The organism is Streptomyces sp. NPDC048337 (genome assembly GCF_043201175.1).
GTDB lineage: Bacteria > Actinomycetota > Actinomycetes > Streptomycetales > Streptomycetaceae > Streptomyces.
Genome location: NZ_JBICYR010000026.1, coordinates 1 through 16,532, shown reverse-complemented (window position 1 = coordinate 16,532; position 16,532 = coordinate 1). Strand labels below are relative to the sequence as shown.

Genomic DNA, 16,532 nt, shown 5'->3' with positions numbered 1-16,532 from the left:
CCCGCCGCCGGCGCCGGCTTTCCCCACCCGGCGCCGGCGGATCAGGGGACGAGGACGACCTTGCCGAGGTTGCGGCGCTGCTCGATGAGGGCATGGGCCCGGGCCGCCTCGCCGAGGGGGATCTCCTCGTGCACGGCGGTGCGCAGGGTCCCCGCGTCACGCGACTGCCAGAGCTCGCGCAGCCAGCGGTCGTAGAGTGCGGGCTTGCCGGTGGCGATGGCCCGCATCTGGAATCCGATCATCGAGGCGCCGCGGACCAGGAGTTCGTACGCCTCCACCGTGCCACCGCCGGAGCTGAAGGCCACCAGCCGGCCGCCCGTCGCCAGGGACCGTACAGCGGGGCCGAGAAGGTCACCGCCGACGCCGTCGAGGATCACGTCGTACGGGGCACCCCGGTCGAGTTCCTCGTACAGGACGACTTCGTCGGCGCCCAGCCCCCGGACGAAGTCGGCCTTGTCCGCGCTGCCGACGGCGGCGACGACGCGTGCCGCCCCGCCGGCCTTGGCGTACTGGAGGGCGAGCGTGCCCACGGCGCTCGCCGCCGCGGTGACCAGGACCGACTCGCCGGGCTCCACGCGCCCGGCCTCATACGCCCCGCGCGCCACCAGCCCGCTGCGGACCAGCGCGACCGCCTCCACAGCGGTCGCGCCGTCCGGGATCCGGGAGGTCATCGCGGTGTTCAGGACCGCGAACTCGGCGTAGGCGTCGGCGAAGCACAGCCCGGTGACGCGGTCTCCGACGCCGAAGGCGGTCACGCCCGCACCTGCGGCGACGATCTCCCCGGCGACCTCGCCGCCGAACGAGACCGGTCCGCTGCCCTCCCGCACCTTGCGCACGGTGGGCAGGGTCACCCCGACCGCCTCGACCCGGACCAACACCTCCCCGGCGCCCGCCTCGGGCCGGTCGGCCTCCTCGGCGAACAGCACCTCGGGCCCACCGTTGACCTCATGACGAATGCGCAGCACAGGACCTCCCCGATCCGGTTCCCTTGGACGCCCCAACGATAGGTCGGCCGGCCTCGGCGCCCCGACCACCGGAGCCCTCCGAAGAGGGCCGGCGCCGGACGTCCCCACCCCGGCGCCGGCGGGCGGGCGTCAGCCGTCCGCGCAGATCACGTCGTACGGGCGGCCGATGGCCATGGTCAGCTGCATCGGCTCGGTGGTCCCGGAGGGGCACTCGTCCTTGGTCTTGACGAGGCCGAGCACCTTGTACGTGCCCGAACCGCCCTTGGCGCAGGGGACCTCCTGGGCCTGCGAGTCGATGCAGTCGCCCTGCACCAGCTGCCCGCCGCCGGCGCCCGCGTCACCCGGGTGCTCGCCGGACAGGTTCCGGCCGCAGACGGTGTTGGTGGGGATACCGCCCTTCTTGCTCGAACCGTAGGAGATGCTCACCTGGATCATCAGGTCGGTACCGGCCGGGCACTGGATCGCGCCCGGGAACATGCTGGCGTCCTTGATGTCGATGGCCTTGAAGGTGGCGCCCGCGGCCGAGCACTTCTGCGGCCGGTAGCCGTCCGGCTTGTTGTCCGGGTCGGGGCCGCCGCAGTCGCCGACCTTCCACGAACTGGACGTGTCCGAGGAGGACTCGGGGTTGCCCGGGTCCTTGGACGCCTTGGCGGAGGGGGACGCGGTGGCGGAGGCGGACGTGCCCTTGCCGTTGCCCGGGTCGCCGTCCTTGCCGAGCCACCGGGACGCCGCGATGATGCCGACGATGACCAGGACGACGGCCAGGACGGCAGGGAGCTTGCCGCCTCCCGAACGCCGCGGGGGCTGCGGGGGCGGAGGGGGCGTCACCGCGTACGGGTTGGCCATGCGCTTCTCCTGATGATGAGGGAGGGTAAGGGTGTTGGATCCGACGCGCGAACGATGACGCGTCATGGACACTTCATAGTTCCACGACGGCAGACACCCGACCGCCCCGGGCCGGGCCCCCGGCTAGCGTCCCTTCCGCTCGTGCGTCGCGGCGCGGATCTCCTCGGTCGCCTCGCGGAACGCCGGGGCCGCGCGCGCGAAGTAGCCGAAGAGCAGGTCCCGTTGCTCGTCGGTGTACTCGGCGAGCACCTCCGCGATCCGCCGCCGCGCCGGGGCCACCGCTTCCTCGACCCCCGCCAGCGCGCCGGGTACCGCCTCCACCACGACCTTGCGCCGGTCGGCCGGATCGGCGACGCGGCGTACGTAACCCGCCCGCTCCAGCCGGTCGATCAGCCGCGTCGTGGCGCCCGTCGTGAGGCCCGTCCGGGCCGCGAGCTCGCCCGAGGTGAGGCCGTCGGCCAGGGTGATGCGGCTGAGCGCGTACCACTCGGACGCCTGGAGGCCCGCGGCCTCCGCGCCCGCCATGCCGTGCAGCCCCACGGCGTCGACGTAGTCCCGGAAAACCAGCCGCCGTTCATCCTGCTCTGCCATCCCGACACCTTTCCCCTTGGCGAATATCTGCATGCGTGCAGATAATGAGTGTGCGCAGCTACTGCACAAGTGTAGTCAATCGCGCGGCCCCGTAGCCCGTAGCGCCCTAGCGCCCTAGCGCCAGCAGAGAGGCATCACCGTGAACGCCAAGACCGCCAAGACCCTCAAGCGCGCCGCCCTCGCCGCCTCCGCCGCCCTCGCCCTCACCGCCGCGGGCGCGTACCTGTACCTCGACACCACCTCCGAGGTGCACCGCACCGGCGTCGCGACCTGCGCCGACGTCATCCCGGCCGACGCGCCCCGCGCCGACGGCGAGGCCGTCTGCGCCACCCTCGACGCCCTCACCGCCGCCTGGGGAGCCGGCGACGCGGACGCGTACGGCCTCCAGTTCACGGAGAACGGCACCTACACCACCTACATCGGCACCCACTACGAGGGCCGCGCCGACATCACCGCGGGCCACCGCGCGCTCTTCGCGGACTTCGTCAAGGGCAGCAAGCTCGCCGCCACCTACCTCGACATGCGCTTCCTCGGCAAGGACGTCGTCCTCCTCACCGGCCGCGGCGACGACTACACCGGCGGCAGGCCCGCCGCCGCCGAGCTCTCGAAGGTCCAGACGTACACCCTCGTCCGCGACACCGACGGCACCTGGCGGATCGCCGCCTTCCACAACACCCGGCGCCAGAACGTGATGGAGCGCTTCTCCTTCCTCTACTCCCCCCGCACGGCCCCGAAGGCGGAGAAGTGACCCGCGCCCTGCGGACCGCTAGCGCAGCAGGACCGGCAGGCTGCGCAGCCCCCGGTGCCGCGGGTTCTGCCGCCAGTGCGGTTCGGCCGTACGGGCGGACGGGGCCGGCCGCAGGCCCGGGTAGCGGCGGAGCAGCGCCGTGAAGGCGATCTCGGCCTGGAGACGGGCCAACGGCGCGCCGAGGCAGTGGTGGATGCCGTGACCGAAGGCCAGGTGGCCGGCCGTCGGGCGGGTCAGGTCGAAGCGGTCCGGGTCGGGGAAGACCGCCGGATCCCGGTTGGCGGCCAGCATCGCGATCTGTACGAAGTCACCGGCGGGGATCGTGGTGCCGCCGATGGTCACGGGCTCCGTGGCGTAGCGCATGGTGGCGATGGAGAACGGGCTCTCGTGCCGCAGGACTTCCTCGGTCAGGGCGCCCGTCAGCGCGGGGTCCGCGCGCAGGGCGGCGAGCTGCTCGGGGTGGGTGAGCAGCGCGTGTACGCCGTTGGCGATGAGGTTGGCGGTGGTCTGGTGGCCGGCCGCCACCAGCAGGAAGGCCATCGAGGTGATCTCCGGCTCGGTGAGCCGGTCCCCCGCGTCGCGGGCCGCGATCAGCTCGGACAGCAGGTCGTCGCCGGGGCGGGTGCGCTTGTGCCGCAGCAGGGCGCGGATGTGGCCCACCAGGGCCTCGGCCGTCCCGACGGACACCTCCCCGTCGCCCTCCTCACCGGTCAGGGTCGCGGCCCAGGCCGCCAGGATCTCCGCGGCGCCGTCGGACGCGCCGAGCAGGTCGAAGACCACCGCGAGCGGCAGCGGCACGGCGAACTCCGCCACGAGGTCCACCTCCTCGCCACCCTCCACGGCATCCATGCCGTCCAGCAGCCGCTCGACATGCGCCGCGATCACCGGCCGCAGCGCGGCCACCCGCCGTACGGTGAAGGCCTGCTGGACCAGTCGGCGCAGCCGGGTGTGGTCGGGCGGATCGGTGTTGAGCATGTGCGCGGTCAGCGCCCGCCCGGGCCCCGGCCCCTCGTCGGCGCCACCCCTGCGGTCGAAGGCCTCGGTGGCGGCGTTCTTGCTCAGCCGCGGATCGGCGAGCGCCGCCTTGCACGCGGCGTGCCCGGTGATCACCCAGCCCTCCAGCGGGGCCTCCCCCAGGATCCGGACCCGGTGCGCCCCGTCGCCCCGCTCCCGCCAGCGTCGCAGGACGGGGTGCGGATGGTCGAAGAAGGAGGTGTCCACCTCCTCCGTGCCGTCCCCCATGCCGTCCCCCATGCCGTCACCGCCCATGGACGAGCCGTACGTCTTCCACCCCGAGCAGCCCGACCAGCGGGACCTTGGCCCTGCGCTGCCCGGGGTCGACCACCAGCCCCGCGCCCCGGATCAGGTCCAGGAGCAGCTCGGCGAGCGGCATGACCATGTGCCGGCCCCAGCAGCGCTCGGAGGAGTGCCCGAAGGGCAGGTATCCGGGGGCCGCGTCGGGGTCGAGGTGGTCCCACCGCTCGGGCCGGAACGCCTCCGGGTCCTCCCACAGCGCGGGGTCCCGGTGGGACAGCAGCGGCAGGACGAGGATGTCGTCGCCGTCGCCGATGCGTTCGTCGAGGGCGGTGTACTCGGGTGAGGCGTAGCGCAGGATGTTCCACGAGGGCGGCAGCAGCCGCGCGGCCTCGTGGATGATGTGGCGGTTCGACACGCCGTCATCGAAGGGCGAGCCCAGCCACAGCGCGTTCGCCACGAGGGTGGAGACGGTGAAGCAGAGCGGGGCGGCCGCCCTCCGGTACATGCCCATCGCATAACGGCGGTCGTGGTATCCGGCGGCTTCGGCCATCAGCCCGGATATTCCGGTTGTCCTGGCTCCCGGCCTTTTCCGCCAGGGAATCGCGGCGCCGGCCGCTATGACGGACCAGGTGAGCTTCGGGGTGAGTTCGAGATTGCGGCTCATGAGAATGCGCAGCCGGTAGGGATCGTCGCCGAGAATGAGATCCCTGAGAAAGAAATGGCCGGTTATCGGCCACGGACCGGACAGGTCCGCTTCCTTGGGCAACGGCTTTTCCAGGGCTTCCCGTACGTCACGGCCGATGATCCGCATCACCGACGACGCCTCGTTCCGCTCGATGGAGCGGCCGTGCAGCGGCTTGAACGTGGGCCGTTCGGTCTCGGTGGCGCGCCGGGCGGCGAGGATCCGGAGGGCGAGCTCCGGCCCGGCGACGCCCATGGTGTCGGGTTCGAGCCGGAAGGCGTCCCGACCCGTGTGGTCGCGGAGCAGGGCGGCCAGCCGGGGCGCGAACTCCGTGGTCCGGGCCGTCGGCGGGGAGGAGAGGGGCATGCGGGACTCCGATGGGGCCGGTCGGTGCCGTCGGATACCGCCCCGGCCGGCCGGCGACGGGGCCGGCGACCGGGGCGGCGGTCGTGCCGGTCTAGTACCAGAAATACCAGGCGCTGGCCTTGAGGCTCTTCCGACCGGAAACAGCGTTGCGGATGGCGAAAAGCATCTTCATCGCCGCACCCCCTCTCCCATGTGTGGCTGGTGGCCGAATTGTGGGTAGCAGGCCAAATCCCGCACGTACTCCCCCGGTAGGAGAAGAGCGCGGGTGTTTCCCGTTGGCACGCGCCGCCACCATAGACAGGCGACCGGCGCTCATTCAATGGGGCGTGCATCTTTTTATCTCGGCTTGAACGCCGAGACGCCTTACGTGCGAGTGGCGCGTCAAGAAGAGGTCCTGCGGGTGGCGGCGTACGCGCATGCACGCCCCGAGCGCGGCACGGCAGCCGCCACCCCGCGACCCGCACTCGTCAAGGCCTGCCCTTGGCGTCCCCTCGCGTCGAATCGCTCCACACCAGGGTGATCAACATGTGACGAACCGTCAACACCTCGTTAGAGGTACACGCGCGGTTCCCGCAGGGCGGCACGTCCTTCGGCGCGGCCTTCGGCACGGCCTTCCGGCGCCCGGCCCGGGCCGTCCGCCGCGCGGTCCGACGCGGCCTTCTCCGCCCGGTCGATCTCGCACCAGATCCGCTTGCCCGCGCCCTCGCGCTGCCAGCCCCAGCGGTCCGCGAGACCGTCCACCAGCTCCAGGCCGCGCCCGCCCGTGTCGTCACCGCAGGCCTGCCGGCGGGACGGTGCCCGGTCGCTCGCGTCGGCGACCTCGACCCGCACCCCCGGCCCCCCGAACAGCATCCGCAGCACGGCCGGACAGCCCGTGTGCACGACCGCGTTCGTGACCAGCTCGGAGATCAGCAGGACCAGCGTCTCGGCGAGCGGCTCGTCATCCCCTATGCCCGACCCTGCCAACCGGGACCGGGCCCACCGGCGCGCCCGGCCGACCTCGGCGGGATCCGGTCCTACCTCCAGCTGAACCTGAAGCACCTGCACCGCTCACACCATCCGAACCGGCGGACACTTCGCCTCGCGACAGGACGGGATCACCCACTGTGATCCCCTTGCGGAGCAGCATGGTTGACATACAGTCACCACAACAAGCGCTTCGGGCATATTCCCGCGCGAAGGAGTAGGCGTGGTGCATACTGTGCGGCGCCCGCGCCGCTCAACCGCTCGCATTCGTGGGAGCGTACCGGAGCAGGCCCCTGACTCCGGTCCGTAAGGAGTCGGGCGAAGGACACAAACCGATATCAACTCTCTGTAATCGGACATGCGTCCCGCGCCGTCCCTCCCGTGCCCACCCTTCGGCCCGTGCCGTCACAGCGAGCGAGCGTACGGCTCAGCGCTCCCCGGCTCCCCCGCCCGGTACCGCGCCTCCGTCATCAGCTCCTCCGCCAGCACCTCCTCCATCCGCGCCGCCGTCCCCCACTGCTTCGCCCGCACCCACGCCCGCTTCAGGTGCAGGTGCACGTCCGCCTCCCAGGTGAAGCCCATCCCGCCGTGCACCTGCAGGCAGTCCCGGGCGTTGCGCACGGCGGCCTCGTCGGCCAGCAGCTTGGCCGCCGCCAGCTCCGCCAGGGACTCCTCCATCACCGCCGCCGCGTACACCGCCGTACGGGCCACCTCCGCCCGCACCAGCATCTGCGCGCACAGGTGCTTGACCGCCTGGAACGCCCCGATCGGCTGTCCGAACTGCTCGCGCTCCTTCGCGTACCGCACCGCCAGTTCCAGGGTCCGCAGCGCGCTGCCGAGCTGGAGCGCGGCCGTCAGCAGCGTCCCCGCCTCACGCTCTTCGGGGCCGGGCATGTTGTAGCGCGCCTCGATCTGCGTCCGCATGGACACCCGCACCAGCGGTGTCAGCGGATCCGCCGACCGCACCGGCTCCCCTGCGGGCACCCCGCCGAGCCCGAGCATCGCGTCGGCCTCGCCCAAGTGGCTCACCAACCCCCCGTCCAGATCGAAGGCCGTCACCACCGCCTCCCCCTCCGCGGCCCCCGCCACCACTCCGGCGGCCAGGTGGGTGGCGACCAGCGGACCCGGCACCAGCGCCCGCCCGGCCTCCTCGAAGACGAGGACCGCCTCCGGCAGCCCGAGCCCGACCCCGCCCTCGCTCTCCGGGAGCCGCAGCGCGAAGAACCCGGCCGCGCCGAGCTCCCGCCACAGCTCCCGGTCCACGGACAGGCCGGTGGCGGCCGCCCGGTCCACCGAGGCGCGCAGCTCCTCGCGCCCGTACCTCCCCGCCAGGAGGTCCCGTACGCCCGCCCGCAGATCCTTCTGGTCCTCGGTCGGCTGGAAGTCCACGCCCCTCACCGGCCCTTCGGGAGGCCGAGGATCCGCTCGGCGACGATGTTCTGCTGGATCTGCGAGGTACCGGCCGCGATGGTGTACGAGAGGGAGGAGAGCCGGTCCAGGGTCCACTCCTCCTCCAGGGAGAGGGATCCGAGCCCCAGCACCTCCGCCGCCACCTCGTACAGCTCCTGGCGCGCGTGCGAGTACGCCAGCTTGAAGACGGAGCCGCCGATCCCGGGGACCCCGCCGGTGCGCTCCGACTCGCTCACGTTCCACTGCGTGAGCCGCCACAGCGCGCCGAACTCCCCGTGCAACCGCCCCAGTCGGCGCCGCAGCACCGGATCGTCCCACCGCCCGTTCGCCTTCGCCGTACGGGCCAGCTCGCCCAGGGTCCGGCGGCAGGCGACGACCTCGCCGACGAAGGCGGTGCCCCGCTCGAAGGACAGCGTCACCATGGTGACCCGCCAGCCGTCGTTCTCGTCCCCGACCCGGTTCGCGACCGGGACCCGCACCTCGTCGAGGAACATCTCCGCGAACTCCGTCGACCCGGCGAGCGTGCGCAGCGGCCGCACCGTCACCCCGGGCGCGTCCATCGGCATGGCCAGCCAGGAGATGCCCCGGTGCTTGGGGGCCTGCGGATCCGTCCGCACCAGCAGCTCGCACCAGTCCGCGACCTCCGCGTGCGAGGTCCAGATCTTCGAGCCCGTGATGACGTAGTCGTCGCCGTCGCGAACCGCGCGCGTCCGCAGCGAGGCCAGGTCGGAGCCCGCGTCCGGCTCGCTGAACCCCTGGCACCACACCTCGTCGCCGCGCAGCACCGGCGGCAGCCAGCGCGCCCGCTGCTCCGCGGTGCCCTCGGCGGCGATGGTCGGGCCGGCGTGCAGCAGCCCGACGAAGTTGGCCCCGACGTACGGGGCCCCCGCGAGCTCCGCCTCCTCCAGGAAGATCAGGTGCTGGGTCGGGGTGGCCCCGCGCCCGCCCGCGTCCACCGGCCAGTGCAGGCCCGCGTACCCGGCCTCGTACAGCCGGCGCTGCCAGCCGAGGTCGTAGGCGCGCCGCCCGGGCCAGTCGTCCGGGGACGGCTTGGCGGGCAGCTCGGGGAGGGTCTTGGCGAGCCATTCGCGCAGCCGGGCCCGGAAGTCCTGCTCCTCGGCGGTGTAGGTGAGGTCCATCAGCGGCCCTTGCCCCGGTCCTTGTCCAGATCCAGGCCGAGCATGCGGATGGCGTTGCCGCGCATCAGCTTGTAGATCGTCTCGTCGTCCAGCCCCTTCACGTGGTCGAGGGCGACCTCCTTGGTGTGCGGGAAGGTCGAGTCCACGTGCGGGTAGTCGGTCTCGAAGGTCGCGTTGTCGCGCCCGACGACGTCCAGCGAGGCGATCCCGTGCTTGTCGCGGAAGAAGCAGCAGAACATCTGCCGGTAGTAGTACGTGGACGGCGGCTCGGGGATCAGATCGCGGACCCCGCCCCAGGCGCGGTGCTCCTGCCACACGTCGTCGGCGCGCTCCAGGGCGTACGGGATCCAGCCCATCTGGCCCTCGCTGTACGCGAGCTTCAGCTGCGGGAACTTCACCAGCACCCCGCTGAAGAGGAAGTCCATCATCGAGGCCATGGCGTTGTTGAAGCTGAGCGAGGCCTGCACGGCGGGCGGCGCGTCGGGGGAGGCGGCGGGCATCTGGGAGCTGGACCCGATGTGCATGTTGACCACGGTGCCCGTCTCCTGGCAGACGGCGAAGAAGGGGTCCCAGTAGCCGGAGTGGATGGACGGCAGCCCGAGGTACGTCGGGATCTCGGAGAAGGTCACGGCCCGCACCCCGCGGGCGGCGTTGCGCCGGATCTCGGCCACGGCCAGGTCGATGTCCCACAGCGGGATGATGCACAGCGGGATCAGCCGGCCGCCGCTGTCACCGCACCACTCCTCGACCATCCAGTCGTTGTACGCGCGCACGCAGGCGAGGGCGACCTCCTTGTCGTGCGCCTCGGCGAAGGTCTGCCCGCAGAAGCGCGGGAAGGTCGGGAAGCACAGGGACGCCTCGACGTGGTTGAGGTCCATGTCGGCGAGCCGTGCCTTGGGGTCCCAGCAGCCGCGCCGCATCTCGTCGCGGGTGATCCCCTCCAGGGTCATGTCGTCGCGGTCGAAGCCGACGGCGGCGATGTTGCGCTTGTACGGGAACTTCAGGTCCTCGTAGATCCACCAGTCGGTCGGCGGGCCGTCCGGGTCCATGGAGATCACGTACTTGCCGCCCGTGTACTCGAGCTCGCCGATGCCCGCGGTGAGCGCCTTGGGACCGCGGTCGCGGTATTTGGCCGGCAGCCACACGTCGAAGAGGTGGGCGGGCTCGATCACGTGGTCGTCGACGCTGATGATCCGAGGCAGTTCCAGTCCCATGCGGTCTCCCCAATCGGATGCCAATCTGATGGATCGTCAGAAACAAGCTAGCCCCGCCACCCCTGGACCGACAAGCGTCGGCGCTCTACGCTCTCCGCTTGATCTGACTATCCGTCAGCTATGGGGAGGCCTGGGATGACGGACGCCGAGACAGCAACGGAACTGAGCCGGTCCGCGACCCTGTGGGAACTGATCACCCTCCGGGCGGCGCTGACCCCGGACACCACCGTCCTCATCGAGGCGGCCGAGGACCGGGCCTGCGACCGCCGGCTCACCTTCGCCGAGCTCCGCGACCGCTCCGAGCGCGTCGCGGCCGGCCTCCACGACATGGGCGTACGCCCCGGCACGGTCGTCGCCTGGCAACTCCCCACCCGCATCGAGACCGTACTGCTCTCGGTCGCCCTCGCCCGGATCGGCGCCGTCCAGTCCCCTGTCATCCCCTTCTACCGGGACCGGGAGGTCGGCTTCGCCCTCCAGGAGTCCAAAGCCGAGTATTTCGCCGTCCCCGGGGTGTGGCGCGGCTTCGACTACCCGGCGATGGCGCGGCGACTCGGCGCGCGCGGCGTCTTCGAGGCCTACTCCGCCCTCCCGGACGGCGACCCGTCCGTACTCCCCCCGCCCCCCGCCTCCGGCACGGACGTCCGGTGGATCTACTGGACCTCCGGCACCACCTCCGACCCCAAGGGCGTCCTGCACACCGACCGCTCCCTGATCGCGGGCGGCTCCTGCCTCGCGCACGCCCTGCACCTGACCCCGTCCGACGTCGGCTCGATGGCCTTCCCCTTCGCGCACATAGCGGGCCCGGACTACACGGTGATGCTGCTGCTGTACGGCTTCCCCGCCGTCCTCTTCGAGAAGTTCGCGATGCCGGACGCCCTGGACGGCTACCGCCGCCACGGGGTCACGGTGGCCGGCGGTTCCACGGCCTTCTATTCGATGTTCCTCACGGAACAACGCAAGGCCCCGCAAACGCCCCTCATCCCCACCCTCCGCCTCCTGGCGGGCGGCGGGGCCCCGAAACCGCCGGAGATCTACCACGCGGTGGTCCGGGAGCTGGGCTGCCAGCTGACCCACGGCTACGGCATGACCGAGGTCCCGATGATCACCATGGGCGCCCCGGACGACACCCCGGACCACCTCGCCACCACCGAGGGACGCCCCCCGTCCGGCATGTCCATCCGCATCACGACCCCGGACGGAGCGGTACTGCCCCCGGACACGGACGGCGAGGTCCGCCTCAAGGGCGAAGCGGTCTGCCAGGGCTACCTCAACCCCGACCAGTCGGCGCAGGTCTTCGACACCGACGGCTACCTGATCACGGGCGACCTAGGCCACCTCACCAAGGACGGCTACCTGGTCCTCACCGGCCGCAGCAAGGACGTCATCATCCGCAAGGGCGAGAACATCTCGGCAAAGGAGATAGAGGACCTCCTCCACCAACTCCCGGGCATCGCGGACGTGGCGGTCATCGGCCTCCCGGACCCGGAACGCGGCGAACGCGTCTGCGCGGTCATCGAACAGCCGACGGGAGCGACCCCCCTGACCCTGCCCCAGTTGACCGCGTATCTGCGCACCGAAGGCCTGGCCACCCACAAACTCCCGGAACAACTGGAACTGGTGGACGCCCTCCCCCGCAACGACGCCCTCCGCAAGGTCCTGAAGTACAAGCTGCGGGAGCGGTACGCGTAGGGGGGTGCAGGCTGGGTCGGCGGCTTCGGGGCCCGGGCACCAGGCAGACCTCCGCCCGAGGCCCGTATGCATGGCCGTTCCGGGTCGGGGACGCGTCAAATCGCTACAAGCGTCTCCGCGACGGCGACAGCGGTCAGTCCGGCACCAGGGTCTGCCTGGGCGTGGAGTCAGCGGGGAATGTGTTTCAGGGTGAAATCGGGCAGGGCATACGGGCCGGCCTGTGGCGCTGAGGGGTCTGCGGGGGTGCGGGCTTCGGGAATGCTCGCGGCATGGAGTTCGGCGTTGTCGACGGGTGTGTAGGCCAGGGCTGATTGCTCCGGGAGCTCCCAGAAGCGGCGGGTGTTGGCGGAGACGGCGTAGACCGTGGTGAAGCGGGTGGAGCGTGGGGCGGTGAGGGCGGCCCGGATGTAGCCGACCGCGTCGCGCGGGCTGAGCCACGTTGCGAGGTGGCGGAGCTCGGTGGGTCGCTCCTCGAAGCTTCCGATGCGCAGACAGATCACCGATAGGTCGAACTTGTCCGCGTACATCTGCCCCAGTGCTTCAATGGCCGCCTTGCTCACCCCGTACAGACCGTCCGGACGCACCGGCTCGTGCGGGCTGGTGACGTGGGCGGTCGGGTAGAAACCGGTCACACGGTTGCTGCTGGCCAGCACCACCCTGTCGATTCCCGTGCGCCGGGCGGCTTCGAGGACGTGGTGGGTCCCCAGGACATTTGCTTCCAGCAGGGCTGCCAGGGGCGCCTCGTCGGGCAATCCGCCCAGGTGGAGCACGGAGTCCGCACCCGAGAGAGCCACTTCCACGGCTGCCGCATCCCGCAGGTCGACGGTGTGGACCTCCTCGTTGGACGCGCACGGATGGAGCGGAGTGCGGTCGAGCAGAATCAGTCGGGTCACGTCGTTTCGCAGCGCCTGCCGCACCACGGAGCCGATGTTCCCCGCCGCACCGGTGATGGCCACCGTTCCCAGACCCACTGCGCCTCCCCAGATCCTTCCGCTGCCGTCGATCACCTTCTCATCGTCGTGGTTCCCAGCCCATGGCGGGCTGATCGCCGCCGGATCACCTCAGCCGCGTAGCGATCAGTGGCGGCCTATTCCCAGTCCGAGACGGCCGCCGGACGCTGAGACGCGAGGAGCGCGTAGCGATTTGACGCGCCACCGTCCTCCGAGGGGCTTCTCGCCGCTGTTTCGTGCAGGTAGAACCGCGCCCAACCCGGAACATGCCTTTCTACGAGCCCGGGCGGATGTCTCCGTGATGCCCGAGCCGGGTCGCCGCCCAACCTGAGGAGTGGGCCTTGGCTGGCCAAGGGAAGCAGGCATCGGCTCCCTGACCGCCCCGTGCAGGCGTCTCTGACCCGTGACCGTTCTTTTGGGGGCTTCCCGACAGTCCTTGTCTTTCCGGGGTGGGACGGCCTGTCAAGGGTGGCCGAAGGCCATCGTTAAGCGACGCGACGAAGGAGCGCCCTTGACAGGCCGTCCCGCACCGGAAGGACTATGGGACTGGCGGGAAACCCCCAAACCGTCTCTGATGCCGATCCGGTTGGCCCCCGAACCCCGAAGCCTCGACCAGCTGGTCGGCTTCCCTGAGCGAGGTGCCGGTGCGGCCGACCCCGTCTGGCAATGCACCGTGCCCCACGAAGCCCGCCGAGGGGGGCGGGTGGGCAACCACCGCCCCGGAGGGGTGGTGAGAGGGGGCGAAGGCCCCGCCCACGCGTCGCTTCGTACAAGCCGTAAACCCATACAAGCCGCACGAGCCGTACCCGTACCCGTACGAGCCCCCGCCCCCCCTACATCCGGCTCAGTGACGCCGCCGCGAACAGGACGTCGCGGATGGCCTCGCGGTCGCCATGTTGGCCCGCGGCCGCGTCCTCCGGGGCGATGTGGCCCGCGGCCAGCTGGCAGAACTCGATGCCGTCCAGGGCGATCTCCGCCACCGTCCGGTCCGCCGACGGCTTCGCCGCCGGTGAGTCCAGTGCGATGTCCCAACTGCCCCCGCCCGCGCCCTCGATCTCCAGGTGCAGCGTCCGACCCGGCGCGCCCGCCGCGACCAGGCCCCGTGCCGGCGCGGCCAGCCCGGCCCGTCGCCGCGCGGCCAGCGCCCCCGGCAGGAGGCGCGCCGCCAGGTCGATCATCCCGTGCAGGTGCGGCCCGGACGGCGGCTCGTACGGGTAGTCCACCGCGTCCGCGATGTCCCACGCGTGCACCCAGCACTCGAAGGCCCGCTCCAGGAACGCGTCCCCGAGCGGCAGCGCGAAGTCCCCGTAGTCCACGGACAGCTCCGCCACGCCCCGGCCCGCGAAGGAGACCGTGCGCACCAGCGTGTGCCCCTGCTCCCGCCACGGCTCGCGGATCCGCCGCGTCGCCGGGTACGCCGACGCCTTCCAGAAGTGCTCCGTCCGCGCGGCCGGGCCGCCCGCCGGCGCGTCCGTCCCCAGCGGGTCGTCCAGCCCGAGCGCGCCGGCGATCAGCCCGTCCACGGTCAGCAGGTGCCCGATCACCCCGGCCACCGTCGTCCGGTGCGACCTGCGCCGCTCCTCCTCGAACCACTTCAGCCGGACCGGGGTGTGCCACTCGGAGTCCCCGAAGTCCTGGAGCAGCGCGTCGAGCCGCGCGGTCTCGGTGTCGTACGGGTTCGCCCACACCGGAACCGGAATGCGGGCCGGCCGCTTGCCGAGGCAGTCCTCCAGCACCCGCGAGCGCAGCAGCGGTTTGAGGTCGAGGGTCTCCTCCGGATGCAGCAGCCCCACCGCGTCGCGCAGCCGCAGCGCCTCCTCCGCGCAGGGCGCGCACTCGGTGAGGTGGTCCTCCACGGCCTGCGTCTCCTCGGCGGAGCAGGCGGCCAACGCCCACGCGCCGAGCAGGGACTTCAGTACGGCGTGCGAGGGCGGCGGCAGTGGCAACGGCTGGGGCGCGTGCCGCGGGTCGAGGTCGTCGGCGGCCCCGCGCGGACCCGGTATCCGCATCGGGCCGCCGGGTACCTCGTAGCTGTCGTCGGACGACTCGGCGGGGCCGTTCATCGGCGCGTTCCGTATTCCTGTGGGCCGTATCCGGGCTGGGCGGTGTCCTCGTGCGGGAGGGCATTGGCGGTCGACAGCAACTGCAGCCCGAGGCGCAGCCGGCGCCGCGCCTCGTCCTCGCTGATCTGGAGGTCGGCGGCGGCCTGCCGGTAGTCGCGCCGCTTGAAGTACGCGAGTTCCAGCGCGGCGCGCAGCGGCGCGGGCATGGAGGTGACGATGTAGTCCGCGCGGGCGGCGGCGTTGGCGCTGCGCACCTTCTGCTCCAGCTCCTCGCGGGAGCCCCGGCCCAGTTCGGCCTGGCGCAGCCGGGCCACCGCCTGGCCCTGGGTGATGCGGGCGACCCAGGAGCGCATGGAGCCCTGCTTGGGGTCGTAGGCGTCGGGGTTCTCCCAGATGTAGCCGAAGACCTCGCGCGTGATGCGGTCCGCGGCCTTCTCGTCGCCGAGCACCCGGTGCGCGAGGCTGTGCACGAGCGAGGCGAAGCGGTCGTACAGCTCTCCGAGCGCGGCGGCCTCGCCGCGTGCGAGGCGCTGCTGCATGCGGCGGTCCCAGCGCGGTGGTACGTCCTTCGGCATAAGTGCCCCCAGCCGTGGCCCGTGGCCGTGTGTCGACGCATCGAATGTAGTCGGGACTCGGCCTGGTGCGCCCGTTTTGGGAGAACCTCGCCCTGGAAGTGAGCCCTGCGTGATAGGGGTGTGGCACGGCGTGAACGCCGGTGCGGCGGACGGCACATGGGTACAGTTGTACGCGCCCCGTCGCGCTTCCCGTGCGCTGGTTCGATGCGGCCACCTCCTTGACCACTTCGCTTAACGCGCAGGCCACGGAGGCCTTACGCTCCTGCCTTGTCTTGATCTGTACCCCACGCACACGTGAAGGCGGAACGCCGCATATGGACAGCGCAGAATACGAGCGCAAGATCGCCGCCCGATTCGCCACCTTCGACCAGGACGGGTCCGGCTACATCGACCGGGAGGACTTCAGCGCGGCCGCGAAGGCCGTCCTGGCCGAATTCGGTACCACCGCCCGGTCGGACAAGGGCCAGGCCGTCTTCGCGGGCGCGGAGGCGTTCTGGCAGGGGATGGCCGGGATCGCCGATGTCGACGGTGACCAGCGGGTGTCCCGCGAGGAGTTCATCACCGGGGCGGCGAAGCGGTTGCGGGACAATCCGGAGCGGTTCGCGGAGATCGCGCGGCCGTTTCTGCGGGCGGTGATCGCGGTGGCGGACGAGGACGGCTCGGGGGCCACGCCGGTGGCGGCGGCGCGGGTGCTCCGCGTCCTGGGGACGGCGCCGGAACTGGCCACGCGGGTGGCGACGGCCCTGGACCCGGACGGGGACGGCCGCCTCGCGGAGGAGGACATCCTGGTGGCGTTCGCGGCGTACTGCGGGGTGGAGGCCCCGGACGCCTGACGCCTGCGGCGCGCTCGGCGGTTCTGACCGGGGGCTTCGGGGGGGCCGGTTCCCTGGCCGGGAGCTCGGCCGATCCCTGGCGGGGGCTTTCGCGGGAGCCGGTTCCCCGGCCGGGAGCTCGGCCGATCCCTGGCGGGGGCTTTCGCGGGAGCCGGTTCCCCGGCCGGGAGCTCGGCCGATCCCTGGCGGGGGCATCGTGGGGGTCGGGGCCCCCGGGGGGGTTCTAGCCCGAACCGCG

16 protein-coding genes are annotated in these 16,532 nt (G+C 71.9%); 3 read left to right on the top strand and 13 right to left on the bottom strand.

Annotation, left to right across the window (positions count from 1 at the left end; translation table 11 throughout):
- Nucleotides 1–41 precede the first annotated feature (41 nt).
- The 3 genes from ACGFYU_RS31515 to ACGFYU_RS31505 form a co-directional block, all read right to left on the bottom strand.
- Complete coding sequence (locus tag ACGFYU_RS31515; RefSeq protein ID WP_393830727.1) at nt 42–965, bottom strand: zinc-binding alcohol dehydrogenase family protein; 924 nt, start codon at nt 963–965, stop codon at nt 42–44.
- 129 nt (nt 966–1,094) lie between these two features.
- A complete protein-coding gene (locus ACGFYU_RS31510) occupies nt 1,095–1,811 on the bottom strand; it encodes a hypothetical protein (RefSeq protein ID WP_393830726.1) in 717 nt (238 codons plus the stop codon).
- Nucleotides 1,812–1,934: 123 nt separating this feature from the next.
- A complete protein-coding gene (locus ACGFYU_RS31505; RefSeq protein WP_393830725.1) occupies nt 1,935–2,402 on the bottom strand; it encodes a MarR family winged helix-turn-helix transcriptional regulator in 468 nt (155 codons plus the stop codon).
- A gap of 139 nt (nt 2,403–2,541) precedes the next feature.
- On the opposite strand from ACGFYU_RS31505, the gene ACGFYU_RS31500 reads away from it, so the two are divergent.
- On the top strand, nt 2,542–3,150 hold the full coding sequence (locus ACGFYU_RS31500; RefSeq protein WP_393830724.1) for an SgcJ/EcaC family oxidoreductase: 609 nt from the start codon (nt 2,542–2,544) through the stop codon (nt 3,148–3,150).
- 18 nt (nt 3,151–3,168) lie between these two features.
- On the opposite strand, the gene ACGFYU_RS31495 is transcribed toward ACGFYU_RS31500, so the two are convergent.
- The 7 genes from ACGFYU_RS31495 to ACGFYU_RS31465 form a co-directional block, all read right to left on the bottom strand.
- Entirely contained in the window at nt 3,169–4,419 is a 1,251-nt protein-coding gene (locus tag ACGFYU_RS31495; RefSeq protein ID WP_393830723.1) for a cytochrome P450, read from the bottom strand.
- A complete protein-coding gene (locus ACGFYU_RS31490) occupies nt 4,409–5,455 on the bottom strand; it encodes a cytochrome P450 (RefSeq protein ID WP_393830722.1) in 1,047 nt (348 codons plus the stop codon). Before ACGFYU_RS31490 ends, ACGFYU_RS31495 begins: the two co-directional genes overlap by 11 nt.
- Nucleotides 5,456–5,546: 91 nt before the next feature.
- Complete coding sequence (locus ACGFYU_RS31485) at nt 5,547–5,621, bottom strand: tryptorubin family RiPP precursor (RefSeq protein ID WP_393830803.1); 75 nt, start codon at nt 5,619–5,621, stop codon at nt 5,547–5,549.
- A gap of 383 nt (nt 5,622–6,004) precedes the next feature.
- Nucleotides 6,005–6,502 carry an ATP-binding protein gene (locus ACGFYU_RS31480; protein WP_393830721.1) on the bottom strand — a complete coding sequence of 166 codons (498 nt, stop codon included), beginning with the start codon at nt 6,500–6,502 and terminating at the stop codon, nt 6,005–6,007.
- Between the two features lie 324 nt (nt 6,503–6,826).
- Nucleotides 6,827–7,810 carry an acyl-CoA dehydrogenase family protein gene (locus ACGFYU_RS31475; protein ID WP_393830720.1) on the bottom strand — a complete coding sequence of 328 codons (984 nt, stop codon included), beginning with the start codon at nt 7,808–7,810 and terminating at the stop codon, nt 6,827–6,829.
- Between the two features lie 5 nt (nt 7,811–7,815).
- A complete protein-coding gene (locus tag ACGFYU_RS31470) occupies nt 7,816–8,970 on the bottom strand; it encodes an acyl-CoA dehydrogenase (protein WP_393830719.1) in 1,155 nt (384 codons plus the stop codon).
- Nucleotides 8,970–10,184: an amidohydrolase family protein gene (locus ACGFYU_RS31465; protein ID WP_393830718.1), complete on the bottom strand. Its 1,215-nt coding sequence runs from the start codon at nt 10,182–10,184 to the stop codon at nt 8,970–8,972. The genes ACGFYU_RS31470 and ACGFYU_RS31465 overlap by 1 nt, the downstream gene beginning before the upstream one ends.
- 135 nt (nt 10,185–10,319) lie before the next feature.
- Between ACGFYU_RS31465 and ACGFYU_RS31460 the strand changes: the two genes are divergently transcribed.
- A complete protein-coding gene (locus ACGFYU_RS31460; RefSeq protein WP_393830717.1) occupies nt 10,320–11,873 on the top strand; it encodes an AMP-binding protein in 1,554 nt (517 codons plus the stop codon).
- 167 nt (nt 11,874–12,040) lie between these two features.
- Here the strand turns inward: ACGFYU_RS31460 and ACGFYU_RS31455 are convergent, their stop codons facing one another.
- The 3 genes from ACGFYU_RS31455 to ACGFYU_RS31445 form a co-directional block, all read right to left on the bottom strand.
- Nucleotides 12,041–12,880 carry an NAD-dependent epimerase/dehydratase family protein gene (locus ACGFYU_RS31455; protein WP_393830716.1) on the bottom strand — a complete coding sequence of 280 codons (840 nt, stop codon included), beginning with the start codon at nt 12,878–12,880 and terminating at the stop codon, nt 12,041–12,043.
- Nucleotides 12,881–13,656: 776 nt separating this feature from the next.
- Entirely contained in the window at nt 13,657–14,886 is a 1,230-nt protein-coding gene (locus ACGFYU_RS31450; protein ID WP_393830715.1) for a maleylpyruvate isomerase N-terminal domain-containing protein, read from the bottom strand.
- Nucleotides 14,883–15,461 (bottom strand): sigma-70 family RNA polymerase sigma factor, encoded by a 579-nt coding sequence (locus tag ACGFYU_RS31445; RefSeq protein WP_393830714.1) that lies wholly within the window; start codon nt 15,459–15,461, stop codon nt 14,883–14,885. The genes ACGFYU_RS31450 and ACGFYU_RS31445 overlap by 4 nt, the downstream gene beginning before the upstream one ends.
- A gap of 314 nt (nt 15,462–15,775) precedes the next feature.
- Here ACGFYU_RS31445 and ACGFYU_RS31440 point away from each other — a divergent pair, with 314 nt between their 5' ends.
- Nucleotides 15,776–16,294: an EF-hand domain-containing protein gene (locus tag ACGFYU_RS31440; protein WP_393830713.1), complete on the top strand. Its 519-nt coding sequence runs from the start codon at nt 15,776–15,778 to the stop codon at nt 16,292–16,294.
- The last annotated feature ends 238 nt before the right edge of the window (nt 16,295–16,532 follow it).

Bases quoted from the DNA above. Each gene is read 5' to 3' on its own strand.
- ACGFYU_RS31490 (WP_393830722.1), bottom strand. From the start codon at position 5,455: ATGCCCCTCTCCTCCCCGCCGACGGCCCGGACCACGGAGTTCGCGCCC.
- ACGFYU_RS31460 (WP_393830717.1), top strand. From the start codon at position 10,320: ATGACGGACGCCGAGACAGCAACGGAACTGAGCCGGTCCGCGACCCTG.
- ACGFYU_RS31440 (WP_393830713.1), top strand. From the start codon at position 15,776: ATGGACAGCGCAGAATACGAGCGCAAGATCGCCGCCCGATTCGCCACC.
- ACGFYU_RS31470 (WP_393830719.1), bottom strand. From the start codon at position 8,970: ATGGACCTCACCTACACCGCCGAGGAGCAGGACTTCCGGGCCCGGCTG.
- ACGFYU_RS31450 (WP_393830715.1), bottom strand. From the start codon at position 14,886: ATGAACGGCCCCGCCGAGTCGTCCGACGACAGCTACGAGGTACCCGGC.
- ACGFYU_RS31495 (WP_393830723.1), bottom strand. From the start codon at position 4,419: ATGGGCGGTGACGGCATGGGGGACGGCATGGGGGACGGCACGGAGGAG.
- ACGFYU_RS31465 (WP_393830718.1), bottom strand. From the start codon at position 10,184: ATGGGACTGGAACTGCCTCGGATCATCAGCGTCGACGACCACGTGATC.
- ACGFYU_RS31505 (WP_393830725.1), bottom strand. From the start codon at position 2,402: ATGGCAGAGCAGGATGAACGGCGGCTGGTTTTCCGGGACTACGTCGAC.
- ACGFYU_RS31445 (WP_393830714.1), bottom strand. From the start codon at position 15,461: ATGCCGAAGGACGTACCACCGCGCTGGGACCGCCGCATGCAGCAGCGC.
- ACGFYU_RS31510 (WP_393830726.1), bottom strand. From the start codon at position 1,811: ATGGCCAACCCGTACGCGGTGACGCCCCCTCCGCCCCCGCAGCCCCCG.